The organism is Adlercreutzia sp. ZJ242 (assembly GCF_011038995.1).
Taxonomy (GTDB): Bacteria; Actinomycetota; Coriobacteriia; order Coriobacteriales; family Eggerthellaceae; genus CAAEEV01.
In genome coordinates, this window is the sequence record NZ_JAAKEE010000001.1 from 151,720 (window position 1) to 171,095 (window position 19,376).

Here is a 19,376-nt window from a genome sequence, read left to right on the forward strand (position 1 = left end):
CCTGAGTTTGCCTGGTCTGGCATGGCGGAGATGCCAAGGGATTGCCGGGGGTTCCCGCGCCCAGCGGGCGACAACTGCCCAGTTGGCAAAGCCGCCCGGCGGGCGACAGCCGCCCGGCGGGCGACAGCCCCCGGCGGCTCAGTCGCCGAGCCAGGCGCGGCGCAGGGCCCTCACGCCCGGCTCGATGTCCTCGAACGCTATGGCGGAGAAGCCGATCATCACGCTGCTCGTGGGCGCGGTGCTGGGGAAGCGCATGCGGGCGGTGCCGTACACCTTGACGCCCTGCGCGAGCGCGGCGTCGATCAGCTGCTGCTCGCTCATGCCGTTGCGCACGGTCACGTACAGGTGCATGCCCGTGTCGGTGCCCGAGATGTCCAGGACGCCGCCCATCTCGGCGCGCAGGCAGCGCAGGAGCTCGTCGTGCCGGCGGCGATTGCCCTTCGCCGTCTTGCGCACGTGGGCGTCCCAGTGCCCCTGGGCGATGAACCGGGCGAGCGTCTCCTGGCTGAGCCACGAGACGGAGGGGTGCGCGTAGTTGAACAGGTCCCAGTAGCGTTCGAGCAGCCGCGGCGGCAGCACCGCGTAGGCGATGCGCAGGCTCGGCGAGAGCACCTTCGACACGTTGCACAGGTAGATGACCCTCCCGTAGGCGTCGAGCGACTGCAGCGACGGGACGGGGCGCGTGGCGTAGCGGAACTCGTTGCAGCTGTCGTCCTCGATGATGTAGGCGTCATGCTCCTCGGCCCACTTGAGCAGCCGCGTGCGCGCGTCGAGGGGCAGGAGCAGCCCCGTGGGGAACTGGTGCGAGGGGGTGCAGAACACGACGGTGGGACAATGCCGCTCGACGGCTGCGAGGAATGCCTCGACGCCCTGGTCGGAGGGCAGCGGGACCAAGGAGAAGTCCTGGCGGCGCGCCACCTCGCGTACGGTGGCGTAGCCCGGGTCCTCCATGCCGATGACGTCGGTCGCGCGGTTGAAGAGCTGCATGATCATCGTGAGCGCCTCGCCCGTCCCCGCCTGCACGACGACCTGCTCGGCGGAGCAGTCCACGCCGCGCGTCCGGCGGAGCAGCCGAGCCAGCTCCGCCTGCAGCGATCCCACCTCGTCGGTGTAGGCGTAGCGGGCGAACTCGGGGGCCGTCTTGGCGTACAGGACCTCGTCGAGGAGCTGCCGCCAGGTGCGCACGGGGAAGGAGTCGGGCTGCAGGTTGGCGTAGGAGAAGTCGTAGCGCATCTCCCCGCCGCTGCGGTTCTCCGCGAAGAACGCCTCGCGGTCGCGGGTCTCGGCGAGCTTGCGCACCTCCTCCTCGCCTGACGCGCGCTCCAGCTTGAAGTAGTCGGAGTCGACGTGCTCGACGACGTACCCCGAGCGCGGCACGTTGGCGACGAGCCCCTCGGTCGTGAGCTGCAGGTAGGCTTGCTCGACGGTCGTGTGCGACACGCCCAGGTCCGAGGAGAGCTTGCGGATGGAGACGAGCCGGTCGCCTTGGACGAGCCTGCCTGACATGACGGCGTCTCGGATCTGCTCGTATATCTGCTGGTAAAGCGGTGCCCTCGCCGTCTCGTCAAGCTGCAGGAGCACTTCCGCCTTCCTCTTCGCGCTCATCTTGAACCTCGCTCTGCCCGCATTTACATTACGCAATCTGTCCGTTTTTGAGCGGGCAGATTCATTTTACCCTGCTCGTTGGGTGAATGACGAGAAGAGGAGGGATTTCATGAACGAAACCAAACGCAGTTCACTCGCAAGCGCGACGACGATGTCGCGCCGCGGCTTCATGAAGGCCGCAGCCGTCGCAGGCGCCATAGGCGCCGCATCGGGCGGCATGTTCGGCGCCGGCTCCTGGTTCGCGCCGACGACGGCGCACGCCGAGTCGGAGGAGCGCACCTTCTACACGTTCCACCAGACGCTGTGCACCGGCAACTGCAGCTTGAAGTGCACCATGCGCGACGGGCGCCTGTGCAAGGTGGAGCCCAACGACATGCTTGACGAGGAGTACTCGATGTGCTGCGCCCGCGGCATGTCCGAGATCCAGCACATCTACGGCGACACGCGCCTGCAGACGCCGCTGCGCCGCGTAGGCGAGCGCGGCGAGGGCTCGTTCGAGGCCATCACCTGGGACGAGGCCATGAAGGAGGTCGGCGAGAAGCTGAAGGCCGTCTGGGATCAGCACGGCAAGGAGAGCGTGTACGTGTCGCTTTCCAGCGAGCCGCGCTTCGGCCTGCTCGCCGGCCTGCTCTCGGCCTCGACCTACGTCGAGCCGGGCATCGACATCGGCATCGGCAACGGCCTCGACCCCGCCACCGGCCAGAGCGGCTTCTACCCGGGCACGAACGAGACGCGCGACATGGTCAACTCGAAGTTCATCATGATCAACGGCCACAACTTCGCCGAGACGTGCATGATGCAGGCGCGCAACCTCCTCGACGCCATCGAAGCCGGCGCCGAGGTCGTGGTGGTCGACCCGCACTTCTCCACCACGGCGGGCATCGCGAGCAAGTGGATCCCCATCACGCCGGGCGCCGACGCGGCGATGTACCTGGGCATGATCAGCCACATCCTGGACAACGAGCTGTACGACGAGGAGTTCATGCGCGCGCACAGCTCGATGCCCTACCTGGTGAAGGCCGACGGCTCGCTTCTGCGCTGGCATGAGGTCTCCGGCGAGGCCCCGCGCCAGGTCGAGGACGCGAAGACCAAGAAGGTCAAGGAGTTCGACCCCTTCGTGGTGTGGGACTCCAAGACCAACGGGCCGAAGGTCTACGACGACGCCGCTGCCGAGCCGGCGCTCTCGGCGCCCGCGTCGAGCGGCTACGCCACGGTGTTCGACCAGCTGAAGGAGAGCCAGAAGGCGTACACGCTGGACTGGGCGTCCGAGAGGACCGGCATCTCCGTCGACGACCTCGCCTACATCGCCGAGCGCTACGCGTCGAGCGGCGCCTCCATGCTGGGCCTCGGCATGGGCGGCTCGGACAAGTACAGCAACGCCGACGTGCTGGGGCACGCGGTCGCCGTCCTGGTGGCGCTGACCGGCAACATCGGCGGCCCGGGCAAGGCCGTGGGCAGCTTGAACGGCGGCCGCGGCCACAGCGCCTCGCTGGCCTCGTGGAAGTTCCCCGATGCCTCGATGAAGGCCAACACGCTCCCGATGTTCGCCTACGACTTCCGCACGCAGGAGAACGACGTGCACGCGGTCATCTCGGTGGGCAACACGCTGCAGCAGTTCTTCGCCAACATGAACCTCACCGCGGAGTGGCTGAAGACGCTCGACTTCGTGCTGGAGATCGACATCTACGACTGCGAGAGCGCTCGGTTCGCCGACATCGTGCTGCCGGCATGCACGAAGTTCGAGTGCCCCGAGGAGGTGGGCGACGTGAAGTGCGCCTCCAACCACATCATGACGGTGGGACGCGGCCTCGACCCGCTCTTCGAGAGCAAGACCGACTTCCAGATCATGCTGGAGATCGCACGCGCGGTCGGCCTTGACGACGCCATGCCGCAGACCGCCGAGGAGTGGGTGCGCTACCAGGTGGACAACAACACGGCCAAGGCGCTCGAGGGCGTCACGCTCGACAAGCTCCAGGAGAACCACGGCCTCATGCCCCTCGCCGGCATCGAGAAGCCGCGCATCGGGTTCGCCGACCAGAAGTACAAGACCGAGTCGGGTCGTCTGGACGTCTACTACGAGAAGATGGCGAAGTGGAACCAGGCGCTTCCCACCTGGGAGGAGTGCAGCGAGATCTACGCGGACAACCCGGCCCGCGCCGAGTACCCCTACCAGATCACGCAGACGCGCAGCCGCTTCCTCATCCACTCGATGTTCTACGACGCCAAGTGGATGAACCAGTACGTGGACGCGCACGTGGAGATGAACCCGGCCGACATGGCCGAGGAGGGCATCGCCGACGGCGACCTCGTCGAGTGCTACAACGACCGCGGCTCGTTCAAGTGCGAGGTCGTGGCCAACGAGGCGGTGCGCCCGGGATCCGTGCGCACGACCGAGGGCGCATGGTCGCGCAACATGGACGGCGGCAACATCCAGACCGTCACCAACGACTGGATGCCCGACCGCCGCGTCGACTTCATGAAGGGCGGCGTCACGCCGTTCAACGACACGCTCGTCGCGATCAGGAAAGCGTAGGTGAAGAGATGACGAAACTGGCTATCGCGATAAACACCGCGCGCTGCATTGACTGCATGACGTGCGCGAACGCCTGCAAGATGCAGAACAACGTGCCGTCCGGCATGCTGTGGAACCGCGTGATCACCGAAGGGGCCGACTCCGTGAACGGCGCCGTGGGCTCCTACCCCAACCTCACGCGCACCTTCCTGCCGCTGGCCTGCCAGCACTGCGAGAACCCGGCCTGCGAGAAGGTGTGCCCGACCGGCGCCACCTACAAGGACGACAAGGGCCGCGTGGAGATCGACTACGACAAGTGCATCGGCTGCCGCATGTGCATGGCGGCCTGCCCCTACAACGCCCGCGTGTTCAACTGGGCCGAGCCTCTGCGCGATCCCGACTTCAACTACGGCGATCCGCGCGTGCCGGTTCGCCCGCGCGGCGTCATGGAGAAGTGCACGCTGTGCAAGGAGCGCACGGACGACGGCGACGTCCCCATGTGCGTAGCCTGCTGCCCGACCAAGGCGCGCGTCTTCGGCGACCTCGACGACCCGGGCTCCGAGGTCTCGAGGCTCAGGCGCGAGAAACCTGTCCGCATCCTGCTTGAAGACAAGGGCACGCGCCCGCAGGTCTTCTACGTCAGCTAGGGGGTGTCAACCATGAAGACCAATACGTTCAGAAAGCCCGTCCTGGCCGCGTTCGGCGTGCTCGCCGCCGTCGGCGCGGCGTGCTGGGCCTACCAGCTGGCGCGCGGCCTGGCCGTGACCGGCATGTCCAACGCCAACTCGTGGGGCCTCTACATCTGCATGTTCATGCTGTTCGTGGGCCTGTCGGCCGGCGGCCTCATCGTGGCGAGCTCGGCGCACGTGTTCGGCGTCGAGCGGTTCAAGGCCGTGGCCAAGCCCGCCGTCATCTGCTCGACGGCGTGCATCTGCGTCGCCGGCATGTTCGTGCTCGTCGACCTCGGCGGCATCGCGCGCGTGTGGCGCATCCTGACGGGGCCGAACCCCCTGTCGCCCCTGCTGTGGGACATGTGCGTCATCACCGTCTACCTCGTCATCAACGTCCTCGACCTCGTCTGGATGCAGAGGGGCGACGAGGACAAGGTCCGCAGGCTGTCCTACGTGGCGCTGCCGGTGGCCGTCCTCGTGCACAGCGTGACGGCGTGGATCTTCGGCCTGCAGATCGCGCGCGCCTGGTACACGGCCGTCATGGCGCCGATCTTCGTGGCCTCCGCGCTCGACTCCGGCCTCGCGCTGCTCCTGCTCGCGCTGCTCCTGCTCGACAAGGTCGGCGTCGCCGCGCTCGACGACGGCCTCATGGCGTCGCTCGGCAAGCTGCTGGCCACGTTCGTCGCCGTCGACGCGTTCCTCATCGCGTGCGAGCTGCTCACGATGGCCTACCCGGGCGCGGGCGAGGCGGTGGCCCTCTCCGAGATGCTCGCCGGCGCCACGGCCCCGTTCTTCTGGCTCGAGGTCGTGGGCGGCCTGCTCGTGCCGTTTATTGTGCTCGCCGTTGCGGGGAACCGCCGGAGGCGCGGCGCGGTGGCGCTCGCCTCGGCGCTCGTCGTGCTGGGCGTGGCGTGCAAGCGCGTGTGGCTGCTGTTCACGAGCTTCGTCCACCCCAACGTCTACGGCGGCCCCGGGGTCACGTCCGGAACTTTCGCCGCGCAGCAGGACCCCGCGGCCATGTGGATGCTGCTCGGCTCCTACGCGCCGACCCCCGTCGAGGTCCTCGTGGCCGTCGGCGTCGTGTCGGCGGGCGCGCTCGTGTTCATGGTCCTGTCGAACAGGCTGGTCGCGGGCGTTTCGGCAGGCCGGGCCTCCGGGGCCGGCCGCGCCGCCTCGGCCTCGAAGTAGCCCTCCCCGACGGCGCGCCGGGGCTCCCTCCCCGGCCGCGCCCCCTCCCCGTCAGCCCCCGCGCCGCGCCCCCTCCTGCGGCGCGGGGGCGCCTCAGGCGCGGCAAGCTGCTGGCTTCAGCCGCGCCTCCCTTCGAGAAAGGACTTGTGATGAACTTCGACTCCCAGACTTGGACGGAGCTCTCCCAGGCGTTCGCCTTTTTGGGGAACTCCCTGCTCGCTCCCATGAGCCAGACGGAGCGGTATGGCGTTGACCCCTCGTTTTGGCGGGAGTTCCCCGATTTCGGGGATGAGGAAGTGGCCGCTTCTGTTTCGCGCTGCCTCGCTTACGCCGAGGGGAAGCGCGCGGCCCTGGATGAGGACGACCTGGTTCGGGAGATCTCGGTGGAGTACACGCACCTGTTCATCGGCCCGCCGCGGCCGAGCGCCGCGCCTTGGGAGACGTTCTACCGCAACGCTGACGTCTCCGTCGGGTTCGGCGAGGCCACGTTCGAGATGCAGCGCCTTCTGCGCGAGGCCGGCCTGAGGATCTCGAACGAGAACAACCAGTACGCGGACCACATCGGCATCGAGCTGCTGTACCTCGCCACGCTCTGCGAGCGCGCTGCCTGCGGTGACCAGGCCAGCGCCGAAGCCGGCGCTGCCTTTGCGGCTGACCGCCCCCTTGTCTGGATCGACGCGTATTGCCAGCGCATCTGCGACGAACGTGCCGACGGGTACTACCGAGGCGTAGTCGAGCTCGCAAGCGCGCTTCTGTCCCTGGTGGCCTGCGAATCCGCGGAGCCGGGGAAGTAGGGACGTGCCCCGATCTCGCGGTTTGAATCTCCAGAAATACCCCTGGGAAAGAGAGGCGCTCCGGAGTCCGGGGCGCCTCTCTCTTCCTCGGGGAATCGGCCCTCCTACCCGAACCACGCGCGGGCCAGGGCGCGCACGCCGGGCTCGATGTCCTTCTCCTCGATGGCCGAGAAGCCCACGAGCACGCATCCGGGCAGCGCGTTCTCCTTGCGGATCCAGTACTGCTCGGTGCCGTACACCTGCACGCCGGCCCTGCGCGCGGCGGCGATGAGCTCGGACTGCGGGCGCCCGCCGGGCACGTTCACCAGCAGGTGCATTCCCGTGCCGTTCTCCATCACCTCCACCTTGTCCCCCATGTGCTCGCGCAGCGCGTCAACCAGAAGCTCGTACTTGCGGCGGTTGCGCGCCTGCAGGCGGCGCAGGTGGCGGTCCCACAGCCCCGAGCTCAGGAAGCGCGCGAGCACCGCCTGCGAGAGCCACGGCACCGCCGAGTACGCGCCGGAGAACACCTCGCGCCAGCGCTCGATCAGCTCGGGCGGCAGCACGAGGTAGTTCATGCGCAGCGCGGGCGAGAGCGACTTCGAGAACGTGCCCATGTAGATGACGCGCTGGCGCGTGTCGATGGACTGCAGGGGCGGCACGGGGCGGTCCTTGTAGCGGAAGTCGCGGCAGTAGTCGTCCTCCAGGATGTAGGCGTCGTGCTCGGCGGCCCAGTCGATCAGGCGCTTGCGCGTGGTGAACGGCATGTGCGTGCAGGTGGGGAACTGGCTCGAGGGCGTCACGTAGACGAGGCGCGCGCCGCTTGCGTCCACGTCGGACAGAAACGCGTCGGGGGTCTCCATCACGCGGCAGGGGGCCACGGTGAAGTGGTTGCGCTCGATCACCGCGCGCACGCCGTCGTAGCCCGGGTCGTCCATGGCCACCACGTCGGTGGCGCCGTTGAACAGCGTGAGCAGGTTCTGCACGCTCGACTGGGTGCCGCCCTGGATGATGATCTGCTCGGGCGTGCACTTGATCCCGCGCAGGGCGCACAGCCGCCAGGAGACCTCGGCGCGCAGCTCGAGCTCGCCGAGCGGGTCGGGGTAGACGTCGGCGTGCTCGCGCTCCACGCTCAGCAGGATGTCGTCGGTGATGGTCCGCCAGCTCGCGGCGGGAAACGTCCCCTTCTGCAGGTTGCCGTACGTGAAGTCGAAGCGCACGGCCGCGCCCGCGCCTCGCGCGGCGCCCGCGCCTCCCGCGGCGCCCGCGCCTCCCGCGGCCGCAGCCGCAGAGGCGGCCTCGCGGCTGTCCAGGTGCTCCTGGAGGAGCCCTCCTGCCTGCGCATGCGATGAGGGCGGCGTGGCCTGCAGAAACGAGGCGTCCTGGACGGTGTAGCCCGAGCCGGGGCGGCTCTTCGCGAAGCCCTCCTGCACGAGCAGGCGGTAGGCGGCCTCGATGGTGTTGCGCGAGCATCCCAGGTCGTTCGCCAGCCCGCGGATCGAGGGGAGCTTCGAGTGCGCCGGGTAGGCGCCCGACTCGATGCCGGCGCGGAACTCGTCGAATATCTGCTGGTAGAAAGGCGTGCTTGACGTTTCGTCGAGGTGCATGGGCGCTCCGTTTCTTCGTGCTGCTCAACGGGAAGGCGCGCTTTCGCGTCCTCACCTCATCATCATATATGAGAGAGGGCGCGTTGGGGGGCGGGATCGTCCACATAATCGACAGATTGTCCCCATAAGAACGCGACTGAGCGTCCCTTTTCGCGCGCCTGCGCACGCACGTAAGCTAGTACATTGTATAGGAAGGCGAAAGGGAAGGGAGGCCCTGGTGAGTTTGAGAGGCGTCGTCGCTGCGTGCGCTGCGGGCGTTGTTGCCGTGAAGGCAGCGCTTGACGTTGCGCTCCCGGAGCCCGCCTTGCTGCATCCGCCGGGAGCGCGGCACGGCGGCAAGTTCATCGCGCAGTGCGTGAAGTGCGGAAAGTGCATCGAGGCCTGTCCGTACCAGGCGCTTCACGCCGCTCCGCTCGACGCGGGCGCGAAGGCGGGCACGCCCGTCATCGACGCGCGCGCCCAGGCATGCCGCCTGTGCGCCGACTTCCCCTGCGTGGCCGCGTGCCCCACCGGCGCGCTTGAGCCCGTCGCGGCGCGCGAGGACGTGCGCATGGGCACGGCCGTCATCAACCAGGATCTGTGCCTGTCGTACAAGGCCATGCGCTGCGAGGTGTGCTACCGCGCCTGCCCGCTCATCGACGAGGCCATCTACATCAACTACGGCGCCCGCGAGGGCGACTCCATCCACGCGGTGTTCGCGCCGGTGATCGTGGAGGACAAGTGCGTGGGCTGCGGGCTGTGCGTGGAGCGCTGCGTGGTGAGCGAGCCCGAGTGCGCCATCCGCATCGAGCCTGCCACCCAGCGCAGGGCGCGCGAGCAGCAGGGCTCGGGGGCTGAAGGCGGGCCCGGGCAGGGCGCCCATGAGGGAAACGGGTCCGGCAAAGGCGCCCATGAGGGCGGCGGGCCCGGCAAAGGCGCCTGATCGGGGCGCAGGGAAGTGAACGAGCCGGCAAGTCTGACGGGGCGCGCCGGTTGAGCTTGAGGAAGCTTAAGGAGAAGGAGGGTTTCATGGACATCACACGTCGTTCGTTCGTGAAAGCCACAGCGGTTGCCCTTGCGAGCGCGGCCGCTGCGGGAACGATGTCCGGCATGGTCGGCTGCTCGAGCGCAGGCTCGGGCGGCGCCGCGTCGGGCGAAACCACCAAGACCGTGGGGGTGTGCCGCTTCTGCGGCTGCGGCTGCGGCGTCATCGTGGAGGCCAAGGGCGGCAAGATCGTGTCGGTCACGGGCGACCCGGACAACCAGTCCAACAAGGGCCTCAACTGCGTGAAGGGCTATTACCTGGCCAGCGTGCTGTACGGCGCCGACCGCCTGACCACCCCGCTCATCCGCGACGACAAGTCCACCAAGGGCACCGACGGCGGCCTGCGCGAGGCCACCTGGGACGAGGCGCTCGACCTGGTGGCGGGCAAGCTGCGCGAGACGTGGAAGGCCGACAAGAGCCGCCTGGCGTTCTGGGGCAGCGGCCAGCAGCCCATCGTCGAGGGCTACTGCACCGCCAAGTTCTGGAAGGCGGGCCTGCTCTCCAACAACATCGACCCCAACGCGCGCCTGTGCATGGCCAGCGCCGTGGTGGGCTTCATGAACATCTTCCAGACCGACGAGCCGGCCGGCTGCTACGCCGACATCGACGAGACGGACACCTTCGTCACCTGGGGCGCCAACATGGCCGAGGCGCACCCGATGCTCTACTCGCGCGTGATGGCGCGCATGACCAACGGCAAGGGCGTCAAGCACTACGACCTCACCACGCTGTGGACGCGCACGTCCGCCAACGCCACCAAGGTCCTGGTGTTCAAGCCCGGAAGCGACCTGGCCATCGCCAACGCCATCGCGAACTACCTGGTCCAGAACGACCTGTACGACCATGCGTTCGTCGCCGACCACCTGCAGTTCAAGCAGGGCACCGAGAACATCGGCAACGCCACCGAGGACACCTACGACGCCTCCGAGATCGGCAGCAAGGTGGACGCGGTCACGGGCATCACCTTCGAGGAGTACGCCGCGCGCCTCGCTCCCTACACGCTCGAGTACGCCGAGGAGCTCTCCGGCGTGCCCGCAGCCGACATCAAGGAGCTCGCCGACGAGTTCGCCGACAAGAGCCGCAAGATGCTGTCGCTGTGGACCATGGGCGTCAACCAGCACAACCGCGGCACGTGGATGAACCACTGCATCTACAACATCCACCTGCTCACGGGCCGCTACGCGCGCCCGGGCGACGGCGCGTTCTCGCTGACGGGCCAGCCCTCCGCCTGCGGCACGGCCCGCGAGGTGGGCACGTTCTCGCACCGCCTGCCCGCCGACCTCCTGGTGGCGCAGGAGGCGCACCGCCGCTACACCGAGGCCATCTGGAACCTGCCGAACGGGTATTTGGACGCCATCAAGAAGCCGGGCTTCCACACCATCAAGATCTTCCGCGAGCTGTCGAAGGGCAACATCGACTTCCTGTGGAGCGCCCACAACAACTGGGCCGTCTCGCTGCCGAACCTCACGCGCTTCCTGGGCCGCGGCGACAAGAAGGGCGTCATGGACGCGTTCATCTGCGTGAGCGAGGTGTACCCGACGCTGTCCACCCAGTACGCCGACGTGGTGCTGCCCGCCGCCATGTGGGTTGAGCGCGAGGGGCAGTTCGGCAACGCCGAGCGCCGCACCGCCGTGTTCGAGAAGGCCGCCATCGACCCGCCGGGAGAGGCGAAGTGGGACCTGTGGATGCTCATGGAGGTCGCGCACCGCGTGCTCGACGGCGAGCAGATCGGCGGCGAGGACGCCTTCGACGTGCTGTTCGGCGAGTGGTACGACAAGCAGGCCCGCGACTTCAAGGGGGACCAGCGCGAGGTCAGCCGCTCCGTCTGGGAGGAGTACCGCACGTTCTCGAACCCGAGCCTGAATCCCGACGCGGAGGCCATCAACAAGGAAGCCAAGCTCAAGATGGAGAACAAGCAGCTGGCGCCGTACGACCTCTACATCGAGAACCACGGCCTCACCTGGCCGGTGCGCGAGGTTGACGGCCAGTGGCTGCCCACCAAGTGGCGCTTCTGCGACGGCAAGCAGGAAGACGGCTTCGACGAGTACGGCGTGGAGATGTACGGCACGCACGACCTGGCGGGCGGCGTGAGCTTCTACAAGAGCGCGGGCGCGAAGCCCTCGGTGGTCTTCCGCCCGTGGGAGCCGCCGGCCGAGCTGCCCGACGCGGAGTACCCGTTCGTGTTCTGCACGGGACGCCTGCTCGAGCACTGGCACACCGGCTCGATGTCGCGCCGCGTGGCCGAGCTCGACCGCGCGCTGCCCGAGGCGCTGCTCGACATGAACCCCGACGACTGCGCCGCGCTCGGCGTGTCCGACGGCGACATGGTGCGCCTGACCTCGCGCTTCGGCACCTGCGACATCAAGGTGTCCACGGCAGGGCGCACGCGCCCGCCGGCGGGCCTGGTGTTCGCTCCGTTCTTCGCCGAGGAGACGCTCATCAACCTCGTGGTGCAGGACACCTACTGCCCGCTCTCCAAGGAGCCGGACTACAAGAAGACCTGCGTGCGCATCGAGAAGATCTAGGGGAGGTGCGATTTATGAGAAAGATTGCGATGGCTTTTGCCACGGGCGCGCTCGTGATGTCGCTCGGCGTGCTGGGCGGCTGCGCGGGAGGCGCGACGTCCGCTGCGTCCTCGGCACCTGACGGGGCTCCCGACCCCATGCCCGCGAGCCACGCGGGCCGCTTCGAGGATTTGGGCGCGAACGGCTGCTACGGCTGCCACGGCGCGAGCGAGACGGCGAACCCCATGCTGGCGACGGCGACGATCGTCCCCGAGGACCACTTCGCCCAGGGGAAGTACGCGTCGCTGGCGTTCGACTCCGTCCGCGAGCAGTGCAACACCTGCCACCCGCAGGGATAGGGGATGGTTATCTCGAGCCTGGTGGTGGAGACGCTGCCTGAGCATACGGACGCGGTGGCGCGCGAGCTGGCGCGCATCGAGGGCGTCGAGGTGCACGAGGCGCAGGGCTGCAAGCTCGTGGTGACCGTCGAGGCCGGCTCCTCCCGGGCGTCGCACGCCGTGGCGAGCTCGTTCGTCGGCGTCGAGGGCGTGACGAACGTGAACCTGGTGTACGTGAACTTCGAGGACGAGACGCTCGGCGCCGACGGCGAAGCCGCAGACATGACCATGTGAGCCGCAGCCGCGGGCGCAGCGGGCGCCTACGGCGCGGCCGACTAAGGAAGAGAGCTTTGAGCAAGAACGACAAACATAAGACCCGTTGGACGGTTGCGCGGCGCGTGGTGCAGGTCGGCATGCTCGTGCTGTTCTGCCTGCCGCTTTTGGCGGCGGGATGGGGGCTGCTCGGGCAGGTGTCCGGCGGCGACGCCGCCGTGGCCACGCCGGCCGAGGGCGTCTTCTACGGCAGCCTGTCCTCGTCGAGCGTCGCCGGCGTGACCGTGCTCGATCCTTTCGCGGCGCTCCAGGTGATCGCCGCCTCGAAGTCCTTCGACGTGGCGTGGCTTGCAGGAGCGCTGCCCGTGCTCGTGGTCTACGGGCTCATCCGCGGGCGCGCGTTCTGCGGCTGGGTGTGCCCGGTGAACCTGCTGTGCGAGGCCGTCGACTGGCTGCGCGCCAAGCTGGGCCTGCGCGTGGCCGAGCGCGTGCTGCCGCGCCGCGCCAAGATCGGCGTGGCCGCGGGCGTGCTCGTGCTCTCGGCGCTCGTGAGCGTGCCGGTCTTCGAGCTGCTCTCGCCGATCTCCGCCATCAACAAGGGCATCCTGTTCGGCTCCGTCGCCGGCGTGCTCACGCTCGCGGCCATCGTGGTGGCCGAGTGCGCGTGGGGGCGCCGCGTGTGGTGCCGCGCCGTCTGCCCGCTCGGCGGCTTCTACGAGGTGCTGGGGCGCGTGGGCCTCGTCAACGTGAGGATCGACCACGCGAAGTGCGTCCGCTGCGACGCATGCGCGCACGCGTGCCTCGCCGACCCCGAGATACTCGCCCCCGCGCTCGCGGGCGACGACGTGATCGTGCGCGCCGGCGACTGCATGGCCTGCGGCTCCTGCGTTGACGCGTGCCCTGCGGGCGCGCTCAAGCTGGGCGTCGGGAGGCCGCGCGCCGCGGGCGCGCAAGCAAAGGGCAATACCTGTGACGCTGTCGGTGCAGAGGGGAAAGGAGGCGAGGTCTCCGCCTGATCAGGGGCGCGTCAGCAACGTCTGAACCGTCCTTGAAGATTCGGCGCAACTGTCACTTCAGCGTTAGCTGTTCCATAGGTATTTTGAAGGTAAGTGAAAAAGAGGGGAGGAATACCAGATGAAAATCAAGAGCAAGAAAACAGTGCTCGCTGGTACGTGCGTATGCGCGATCATGCTCGTAGCCGGGCTCGTCGCATGCGCTCCTCAGTCGAACACCACTGGCTCCGCCGAGTCTCAGATCATGCCTGATCAAGATTCGTTCGGCGTCGTCGTGGCCGATGAGTGGTCGGGGCTGTACCCCAACCAGCATGCAACCTACGAGGCGAACGAGGCCAACGGCCCCGAGTCGGGAAAGCACAACTACCTTGAGCTGTACCCGGCCCTGAACACCATGTACAAGGGCTACGCGTTCGCGCTGGGCTATGACGAGGCGTCGAGCCACGTGTACGCGCTCCAGAGCGTGTCCAACACGCCGCGCACCACGCAGAAGGAGCAGCTCGCGAACTGCATCACCTGCAAGACCCCGCAGTTCACCGCGCAGGTCAACTCCGAGGGTGACGGCGTCTACGCGAAGAAGTTCAACGATCTGATCGGCACCTTCACCGAGCCGATCAGCTGCTACAACTGCCACGAGAACGACCCGAAGGAGCTCACCGTCGCCAGCAAGTTCTTCACTGAGAAGTCCATGGGCAACGACGGCGCCAAGGTCCCCATGGCTGCCCAGGTGTGCGGCCAGTGCCACAACGAGTACTACTTCAACCCCGAGACCAAGGTGACCACGAACCCCTACAGCGGCCTGGCTGCCATGACGCCCGAGGCCATCCTGGCGTACTACGACGGCCTGGGCTTCAAGGACTGGGAGCACCCGCTCACGGGCGCCAAGATGCTCAAGGTCCAGCACCCCGAGTTCGAGACGGTCTACGGCGGCAAGCAGATGCACATGGCTCAGCTGGGCTACTCGTGCGCTGACTGCCACATGGGCACGAGCGTCGCCGAGGACGGCACCTCGTTCACCAACCACACGTGGACGAGCCCGCTCGAGAACGCCGACCTGATGAAGAACACCTGCTCCACCTGCCATGAGGACCTCGCCGGCCAGGTGAAGGCGTGGCAGGCCGAGGAAGAGGAGCGCGTGACGGCCATCAGCGAGAAGATCGAGGACTACATCAACAAGCTGGCGGCTGCCAAGGACACGCTGTCGGCTGAGGATCTGGCCACGGCTCAGAACCTGCACCGCACGGCCCAGTTCTACTGGGACTTCGTGATGGTGGAGAACAGCGAGGGCGCGCACAACCCCGAGCTCACCTTCGCGACGCTTGACAAGGCCGAGGCCGCCGTTGACCAGGGACTCGCTCTCGTCTCGTAACGTGAGTGCATCTGCGAAGACAGAGAGGAGGCAAGGCCAATGAGCGAAGAGAAGGACATCAAGACCGGTGAGGCGGGTGCCACCGCCAAGAAACCGAGCGAGAAGAAGCGCAAGCGCGCCATCACGCTGGGCGTCGTCGCTGCCGTGATCATCGTGGCAGGCGCGGGCTTCTGGGTATGGCATGAGCAGCCGAGCTTCTGCAACGCCATCTGCCATGCTCCGCAAGACCCGATCAACGAGACGTATGACGGCGTCTCGGGCGAGGCGGGCTTCGACAAGTGGGGAAACCCGGTTGAGGACATGGGCGACCTCCTGGTCGTGCAGCACAAGGAGGCGGCTGACGCAACGTGCCTGAGCTGCCATGTGCCCACCATCGGCCAGCAGGTCACCGAGGGCATGCTGTGGGCCAGCGGGAACTACCAGTACCCGCTCGACGAGCGCTCGCTCACCGACTTGAACCACTACCTGCAGGCTGAGGACGAGTCGGCGTTCTGCATGAACGACAGCTGCCACAACATGACGCGCGACGACCTGGCGCGCGCCACGTCGAGCTACGGCAAGCGCAACCCGCACGTGACCGAGGTGAAGCACACCGAGATGGAGTGCAGCGACTGCCACAAGTCGCATCGCCAGTCGGTCAACGCGTGCTCGCGCTGCCATGACGACGTGAAGGTTCCCGACGGCTGGCTCTCCGCTGAGGAAGCGGCTGAGATCACGAGCGCGGGCTTCAGGTACTGAGCTTGTTTCCCTCGCATGCGCGGGGGTCATGAGGCTGACGTGTGAGTCGGCTTGAGAGGGAGGCGGGTCCTTGCGGGGGCTCGCCTCCCTCGCTTTTCGCGGGCGCTCGCCGGAGCTTGCGAGGCGCAGCTTGGCGGCGCCTCGCGAAGGCGCTCGCGCTCGCCTTCCGCATGCTCGGCAAACGGATGTTTCACGTGAAACATCCGTTTGCCTTTTCGCGGCTTAGAGCCCCTTGTCCCAGGCGAGGAAGGCCCAGGTGATGACGCGGGGCTCGCGCAGGCGCAGGGCGCCCTGCGCGACGCCGTGGCTGTCGGGCATACCTGCCTCCTCGTTCGCCACGAGCTGGCCGGCGAGCCAGGGGCGCAGGCGCGCGCAGGCTTCATCCAGCTCGGCGGGCGTGGCGAGCACGGCGGCGGCGCGCACCATGGCGTCGTACTTCGCGCACGCCTCGTCGAGCGAGGCGAAGGTGTCGCGGCGCGTGCTCCTGATGTAGCTCACCTCGGCCTGGATGCCGTGGCCCGCCAGGATGTTGAACGCGTAGAGGTGGTCGCGCCCGGTGACGCCGCCGAGCCCCACGGCCTCGAGCGCGCGCCCGTCGGTGCGCGGGGAGGAGCCGGTCGGGAGCGTGATGCACACGCGGCGGCGCGCCGTGCGCGTGAGGCGCGCAAGCGCGGCCTCCAGGTCGTCCACGGCGATGGAGCGCGACGCCAGGCACACGTCAACGGCGCCCTCGCCCACGCCGTGGGCGTCCCAGTCGTCCTCCCAGCTCATGAGCAGGGGCGTGACGCACGTGACGCCCTGCGCGCCAAGCGCGCCCTCGAGCACGTCGAGCATGCCGCGCGAGAAGTCGGCGGCGATCACGGGATGCCCTGCCGTCCCCAAAGGCACCGAGAGCGCGCCTGTCCCGCACCCCATGTCGAGCACGGACTCGCCGGGGCGTATGCCCGCGCGCTCCAGGAACTGTTCGGCGTAGGAGTTCGGTGCGTCCTTCCGCGAGAACGTGGCCGCCCGCTTGTCCCAGAACGCCGTGTCATCGGCATGACGCCGCAGCTTCTGCAGGGCCCGCCACTCGGCCCCCCAGTCGTGGGAGGGGATCAGCGCAGAACCGGCGCCAAGCGATTCGTCGCCCATAGCATCCTCCTTGCTCGAGTATGATCTCAGCAGATTATACTAGATGGGGAATCATTATGGGACGGGGAGCCGTCGTGGTCGCGGGAGCCATCGTCGTGGGCGCAGGAACCATGGCGGGTGCGGCGCGGCTCGTCAAATTGCGCCGGATGAGGGGCGGCGGGCGCGGCGGGTGTGGTAGCCTTCTTACGAGACCCTTGCGGGCTGTCATGCGGTATTCGGGGAAAACCGTCCCTTTATGCGGCGGCGCGCTTGGGGCAAAGTAGTGCGTGAAGAGATGCGCGCCCGCCTGTCCGGGCGCTTCGGACAGGATGCGGAAGGGGATGCCTCGTGAACGCGAAGATGAAGAAGCGCTTGATCGCCGTGTCGGGCATTGTCGTGATCGTGCTCATCGTGCTTCTGGCCGTGGTCGGCGGCGGCACGGCGGCCAAGACCGTGACGGTGGCCGAGGCTGTCGAGAGCACGCCCGCCGGGCAGAAGGTCCAGGTGTCGGGCAACGTGGTGGAGAACTCGTTCGTCACGGAGCACGACGTGCTCACGTTCAAGATCTACGACCCCGCGGGCTCGCCCGCCATGCAGCTTCCGGTGCGCTACGAGGGCGCGGCGTCCTCCACGTTCGGCAACGACGTGACGGCCATCTGCACGGGTAAGATCGGCGACGACGGCGTGCTGGCGTGCTCTGAGCTCGTCACGAAGTGTCCCTCGAAGTACGAGAACGCCGACGCGGCCCTCACGGTGGCGCGCATGCTCGAGTACGGCGACGAGATCACGGGCACCGTGGTGAAGGTGGCCGGCACCGTGGGGGCGGGCAGCCTGCAGGCCGCGGGCCTCGGCGACCGCTTCACGCTGGTCGACGCCGACGGCGCGGCGGCGGGCACGGTGAGCGTGCTCTTCGAGGGCGCCTTGTCCGACGAGGTGACGGAGGGCGCCTCCGTGGTGCTCACGGGTTCGATGAACGAAGACGGAAAGTTCGCGGCGTCCGACGTCGCGCTGGAGGGCTAGCCTATGTCTATGATCGGTTTGATCGGCCTGCTCGTCGCGTTCGCGGGATGCCTCATATCCCTCGCGTGCCTGGGCGTGGCGCACGTCCTGCACGCGCGCGGAAGCCTCGAGCGCTCCGACGCGTTCGCCTGGGGCGGGCGCCTGGCGGTGCTCGTGTCGGCCGCGGCGCTCACGGTGTGCTGCGCGGTGCTCGTGTTCTGCTTCATGAGCGGCGACATCTCGCTCGACTACGTGGTGCACAACCGCTCGGACGCCACGGGCGAGCTCGCGTGGCTGTTCAAGCTGTCGGGCCTGTGGGCGGGCCGCGCGGGCAGCCTGCTGTTCTGGGCGTGGCTCATCGCGGTGTTCAGCTCGGCGGTGGTCTTCGCCACGCGCAAGGACACCCGCCCGCTCGACAACGGCGCGGTGGCCGTGGCGCAGCTCGTGCTCGTCGCGTTCGTGGGCGTGCTCCTGTTCTCGGAGGAGAACATGCCGTTCGCGGTGATCGACCCGCGCTACCTCAACGCTGACGGGACGCTGACGAACGCCGCCTCGATGCTCGGCATGAACGCGCTTCTGGAGCACTGGGCGATGGCCATCCACCCGCCCACGCTGTTCATCGGCTACGCGGGCCTCACCATCCCGTTCGCCTACGCCATCGCGGCGCTCGTGGTGAACGACGACTCGCCCGCGTGGGTGGAGCGCTCCACGCCCTTCCTCATGTTCTCGTGGCTGCTCTTGGGCGTCGGCATCGGGCTCGGCGCCGTGTGGGCCTACGTGGTGCTCGGCTGGGGCGGCTACTGGGGCTGGGACCCGGTGGAGAACGCGAGCCTTCTGCCGTGGCTCGTGGGCGTCGCGCTCATCCACTCGTTCACCATCTACCGCCAGCGCGGCGCGTTCAAGCGCTGGAGCGTCATGTGCGCGTGCCTCGCGTTCTCGTTCGTGGTGCTCGGCACGTTCATCACGCGCTCGGGGCTCGTGCAGTCGGTGCACGCCTTCGAGGGCGACCCGGTGTCGCTCGTGCTGTTCCTCGCGCTGATCGTGCTGTCGCTGCTCGCGGGCGCGGTCGGGCTGCTCGTGCGCCGCGGGAGCTTCGGCGCGGTCACGGCGTCTGACGAGGACATCGACTCGCTGGCCTCGCGAGACGCGGCCTACTACGTGAACAACCTCATCATGGTGGTGTTCGCGTTCCTCCTCGCCTACATGACGCTCTCAAGCGCCCTGCCGGAGTTCCTGCCGTTCGGCGGGCAGGCGCTCTCCGCCGGCACGTACAACGCGGTCGCGCGCCCCTTGGGCATCGTGTACTGCGCGCTCATCGCGGTGTGCCCGCTCCTGGGCTGGCGCAAGACCGAGGGCAAGGCGTTCGCGAAGCGGGCGCTCGTGCCCGGCATCTGCGCGGCGGCGCTGTTCGCGGCGCTCATGGCGTACTACCTCATGGTGCTCCTGCCGAGCTACGACGCCATCGTGGCGGCGGGCGGCACGGGCGCCGAGGGCCTGCTCGAGCAGGGTCCGAGCTGGTACTACAACGGCTTGGCCGTGGTGGGCCTGGCGGTGGCGTCCTGCCTGTTCTTCAACGCGGCGTTCATGGTGGCGCGCGTGCTGCGCGGCGCGGGCAAGCGCGCGGGCGCGGCCGGCTCGGGCGCGGCCGGCGT

The 19,376-nt window shown here is 68.1% G+C and carries 16 protein-coding genes; 13 read left to right on the forward strand and 3 right to left on the reverse strand.

Going from position 1 to position 19,376, the window contains the following annotated elements; all coding sequences use genetic code 11:
* Positions 1-138: 138 nt before the first annotated feature.
* Positions 139-1,605 (reverse strand): PLP-dependent aminotransferase family protein, encoded by a 1,467-nt coding sequence (locus tag G7Y49_RS00705; RefSeq protein ID WP_165170216.1) that lies wholly within the window; start codon positions 1,603-1,605, stop codon positions 139-141.
* Between the two features lie 109 nt (positions 1,606-1,714).
* Between G7Y49_RS00705 and G7Y49_RS00710 the strand changes: the two genes are divergently transcribed.
* The 4 genes from G7Y49_RS00710 (at position 1,715) to G7Y49_RS00725 (ending at position 6,770) form a co-directional block, all read left to right on the forward strand.
* Positions 1,715-4,138, forward strand: a complete 2,424-nt coding sequence (locus tag G7Y49_RS00710; RefSeq protein ID WP_165170218.1) for a molybdopterin-dependent oxidoreductase — start codon at positions 1,715-1,717, stop codon at positions 4,136-4,138.
* A gap of 8 nt (positions 4,139-4,146) precedes the next feature.
* Positions 4,147-4,764, forward strand: a complete 618-nt coding sequence (locus G7Y49_RS00715; RefSeq protein ID WP_165170220.1) for a 4Fe-4S dicluster domain-containing protein — start codon at positions 4,147-4,149, stop codon at positions 4,762-4,764.
* Between the two features lie 12 nt (positions 4,765-4,776).
* Positions 4,777-5,976 (forward strand): NrfD/PsrC family molybdoenzyme membrane anchor subunit, encoded by a 1,200-nt coding sequence (gene nrfD / locus G7Y49_RS00720; RefSeq protein ID WP_165170222.1) that lies wholly within the window; start codon positions 4,777-4,779, stop codon positions 5,974-5,976.
* 149 nt (positions 5,977-6,125) lie between these two features.
* The gene (locus G7Y49_RS00725; protein ID WP_165170224.1) at positions 6,126-6,770 is read left to right on the forward strand and encodes a molecular chaperone; all 645 of its coding nucleotides are present in this window, start codon (positions 6,126-6,128) and stop codon (positions 6,768-6,770) included.
* Between the two features lie 104 nt (positions 6,771-6,874).
* Here G7Y49_RS00725 and G7Y49_RS00730 read toward each other — a convergent pair whose 3' ends face one another.
* Positions 6,875-8,356: a PLP-dependent aminotransferase family protein gene (locus tag G7Y49_RS00730; RefSeq protein ID WP_165170226.1), complete on the reverse strand. Its 1,482-nt coding sequence runs from the start codon at positions 8,354-8,356 to the stop codon at positions 6,875-6,877.
* A 217-nt stretch (positions 8,357-8,573) separates the two neighbouring features.
* Here G7Y49_RS00730 and G7Y49_RS00735 point away from each other — a divergent pair, with 217 nt between their 5' ends.
* The 7 genes from G7Y49_RS00735 (at position 8,574) to G7Y49_RS00765 (ending at position 15,615) form a co-directional block, all read left to right on the forward strand.
* Complete coding sequence (locus G7Y49_RS00735) at positions 8,574-9,278, forward strand: 4Fe-4S dicluster domain-containing protein (protein ID WP_165170229.1); 705 nt, start codon at positions 8,574-8,576, stop codon at positions 9,276-9,278.
* A gap of 86 nt (positions 9,279-9,364) precedes the next feature.
* Positions 9,365-11,905: a molybdopterin-dependent oxidoreductase gene (locus G7Y49_RS00740; RefSeq protein ID WP_165170231.1), complete on the forward strand. Its 2,541-nt coding sequence runs from the start codon at positions 9,365-9,367 to the stop codon at positions 11,903-11,905.
* 14 nt (positions 11,906-11,919) lie between these two features.
* Positions 11,920-12,243, forward strand: coding sequence for a hypothetical protein (locus G7Y49_RS00745; protein WP_165170233.1), 324 nt, complete (start codon positions 11,920-11,922; stop codon positions 12,241-12,243).
* A 3-nt stretch (positions 12,244-12,246) separates the two neighbouring features.
* Complete coding sequence (locus G7Y49_RS00750) at positions 12,247-12,516, forward strand: chaperone NapD (RefSeq protein ID WP_165170235.1); 270 nt, start codon at positions 12,247-12,249, stop codon at positions 12,514-12,516.
* Positions 12,517-12,572: 56 nt separating this feature from the next.
* A complete protein-coding gene (locus G7Y49_RS00755; protein ID WP_241157210.1) occupies positions 12,573-13,511 on the forward strand; it encodes a 4Fe-4S binding protein in 939 nt (312 codons plus the stop codon).
* 118 nt (positions 13,512-13,629) lie between these two features.
* Positions 13,630-14,877 carry an ammonia-forming cytochrome c nitrite reductase subunit c552 gene (locus G7Y49_RS00760; RefSeq protein WP_165170237.1) on the forward strand — a complete coding sequence of 416 codons (1,248 nt, stop codon included), beginning with the start codon at positions 13,630-13,632 and terminating at the stop codon, positions 14,875-14,877.
* 39 nt (positions 14,878-14,916) lie between these two features.
* Positions 14,917-15,615 carry a cytochrome c3 family protein gene (locus G7Y49_RS00765; protein ID WP_165170239.1) on the forward strand — a complete coding sequence of 233 codons (699 nt, stop codon included), beginning with the start codon at positions 14,917-14,919 and terminating at the stop codon, positions 15,613-15,615.
* A gap of 222 nt (positions 15,616-15,837) precedes the next feature.
* Here the strand turns inward: G7Y49_RS00765 and G7Y49_RS00770 are convergent, their stop codons facing one another.
* The gene (locus tag G7Y49_RS00770) at positions 15,838-16,746 is read right to left on the reverse strand and encodes a class I SAM-dependent methyltransferase (protein ID WP_165170241.1); all 909 of its coding nucleotides are present in this window, start codon (positions 16,744-16,746) and stop codon (positions 15,838-15,840) included.
* 327 nt (positions 16,747-17,073) lie between these two features.
* Between G7Y49_RS00770 and G7Y49_RS00775 the strand changes: the two genes are divergently transcribed.
* Entirely contained in the window at positions 17,074-17,745 is a 672-nt protein-coding gene (locus G7Y49_RS00775) for a cytochrome c maturation protein CcmE (protein ID WP_165170243.1), read from the forward strand.
* Between the two features lie 3 nt (positions 17,746-17,748).
* Positions 17,749-19,376, forward strand: a 1,628-nt coding sequence (locus tag G7Y49_RS00780; protein WP_165170245.1) for a heme lyase CcmF/NrfE family subunit, incomplete at its 3' end; no start/stop codon positions are given.

Coding starts and splice junctions, on each gene's coding strand:
- G7Y49_RS00705 (WP_165170216.1), bottom strand. CDS start 1,605: ATGAGCGCGAAGAGGAAGGCGGAAGTGCTCCTGCAGCTTGACGAGACG.
- nrfD (WP_165170222.1), top strand. CDS start 4,777: ATGAAGACCAATACGTTCAGAAAGCCCGTCCTGGCCGCGTTCGGCGTG.
- G7Y49_RS00760 (WP_165170237.1), top strand. CDS start 13,630: ATGAAAATCAAGAGCAAGAAAACAGTGCTCGCTGGTACGTGCGTATGC.
- G7Y49_RS00765 (WP_165170239.1), top strand. CDS start 14,917: ATGAGCGAAGAGAAGGACATCAAGACCGGTGAGGCGGGTGCCACCGCC.
- G7Y49_RS00710 (WP_165170218.1), top strand. CDS start 1,715: ATGAACGAAACCAAACGCAGTTCACTCGCAAGCGCGACGACGATGTCG.
- G7Y49_RS00750 (WP_165170235.1), top strand. CDS start 12,247: ATGGTTATCTCGAGCCTGGTGGTGGAGACGCTGCCTGAGCATACGGAC.
- G7Y49_RS00730 (WP_165170226.1), bottom strand. CDS start 8,356: ATGCACCTCGACGAAACGTCAAGCACGCCTTTCTACCAGCAGATATTC.
- G7Y49_RS00725 (WP_165170224.1), top strand. CDS start 6,126: ATGAACTTCGACTCCCAGACTTGGACGGAGCTCTCCCAGGCGTTCGCC.
- G7Y49_RS00740 (WP_165170231.1), top strand. CDS start 9,365: ATGGACATCACACGTCGTTCGTTCGTGAAAGCCACAGCGGTTGCCCTT.
- G7Y49_RS00770 (WP_165170241.1), bottom strand. CDS start 16,746: ATGGGCGACGAATCGCTTGGCGCCGGTTCTGCGCTGATCCCCTCCCAC.
- G7Y49_RS00745 (WP_165170233.1), top strand. CDS start 11,920: ATGAGAAAGATTGCGATGGCTTTTGCCACGGGCGCGCTCGTGATGTCG.
- G7Y49_RS00715 (WP_165170220.1), top strand. CDS start 4,147: ATGACGAAACTGGCTATCGCGATAAACACCGCGCGCTGCATTGACTGC.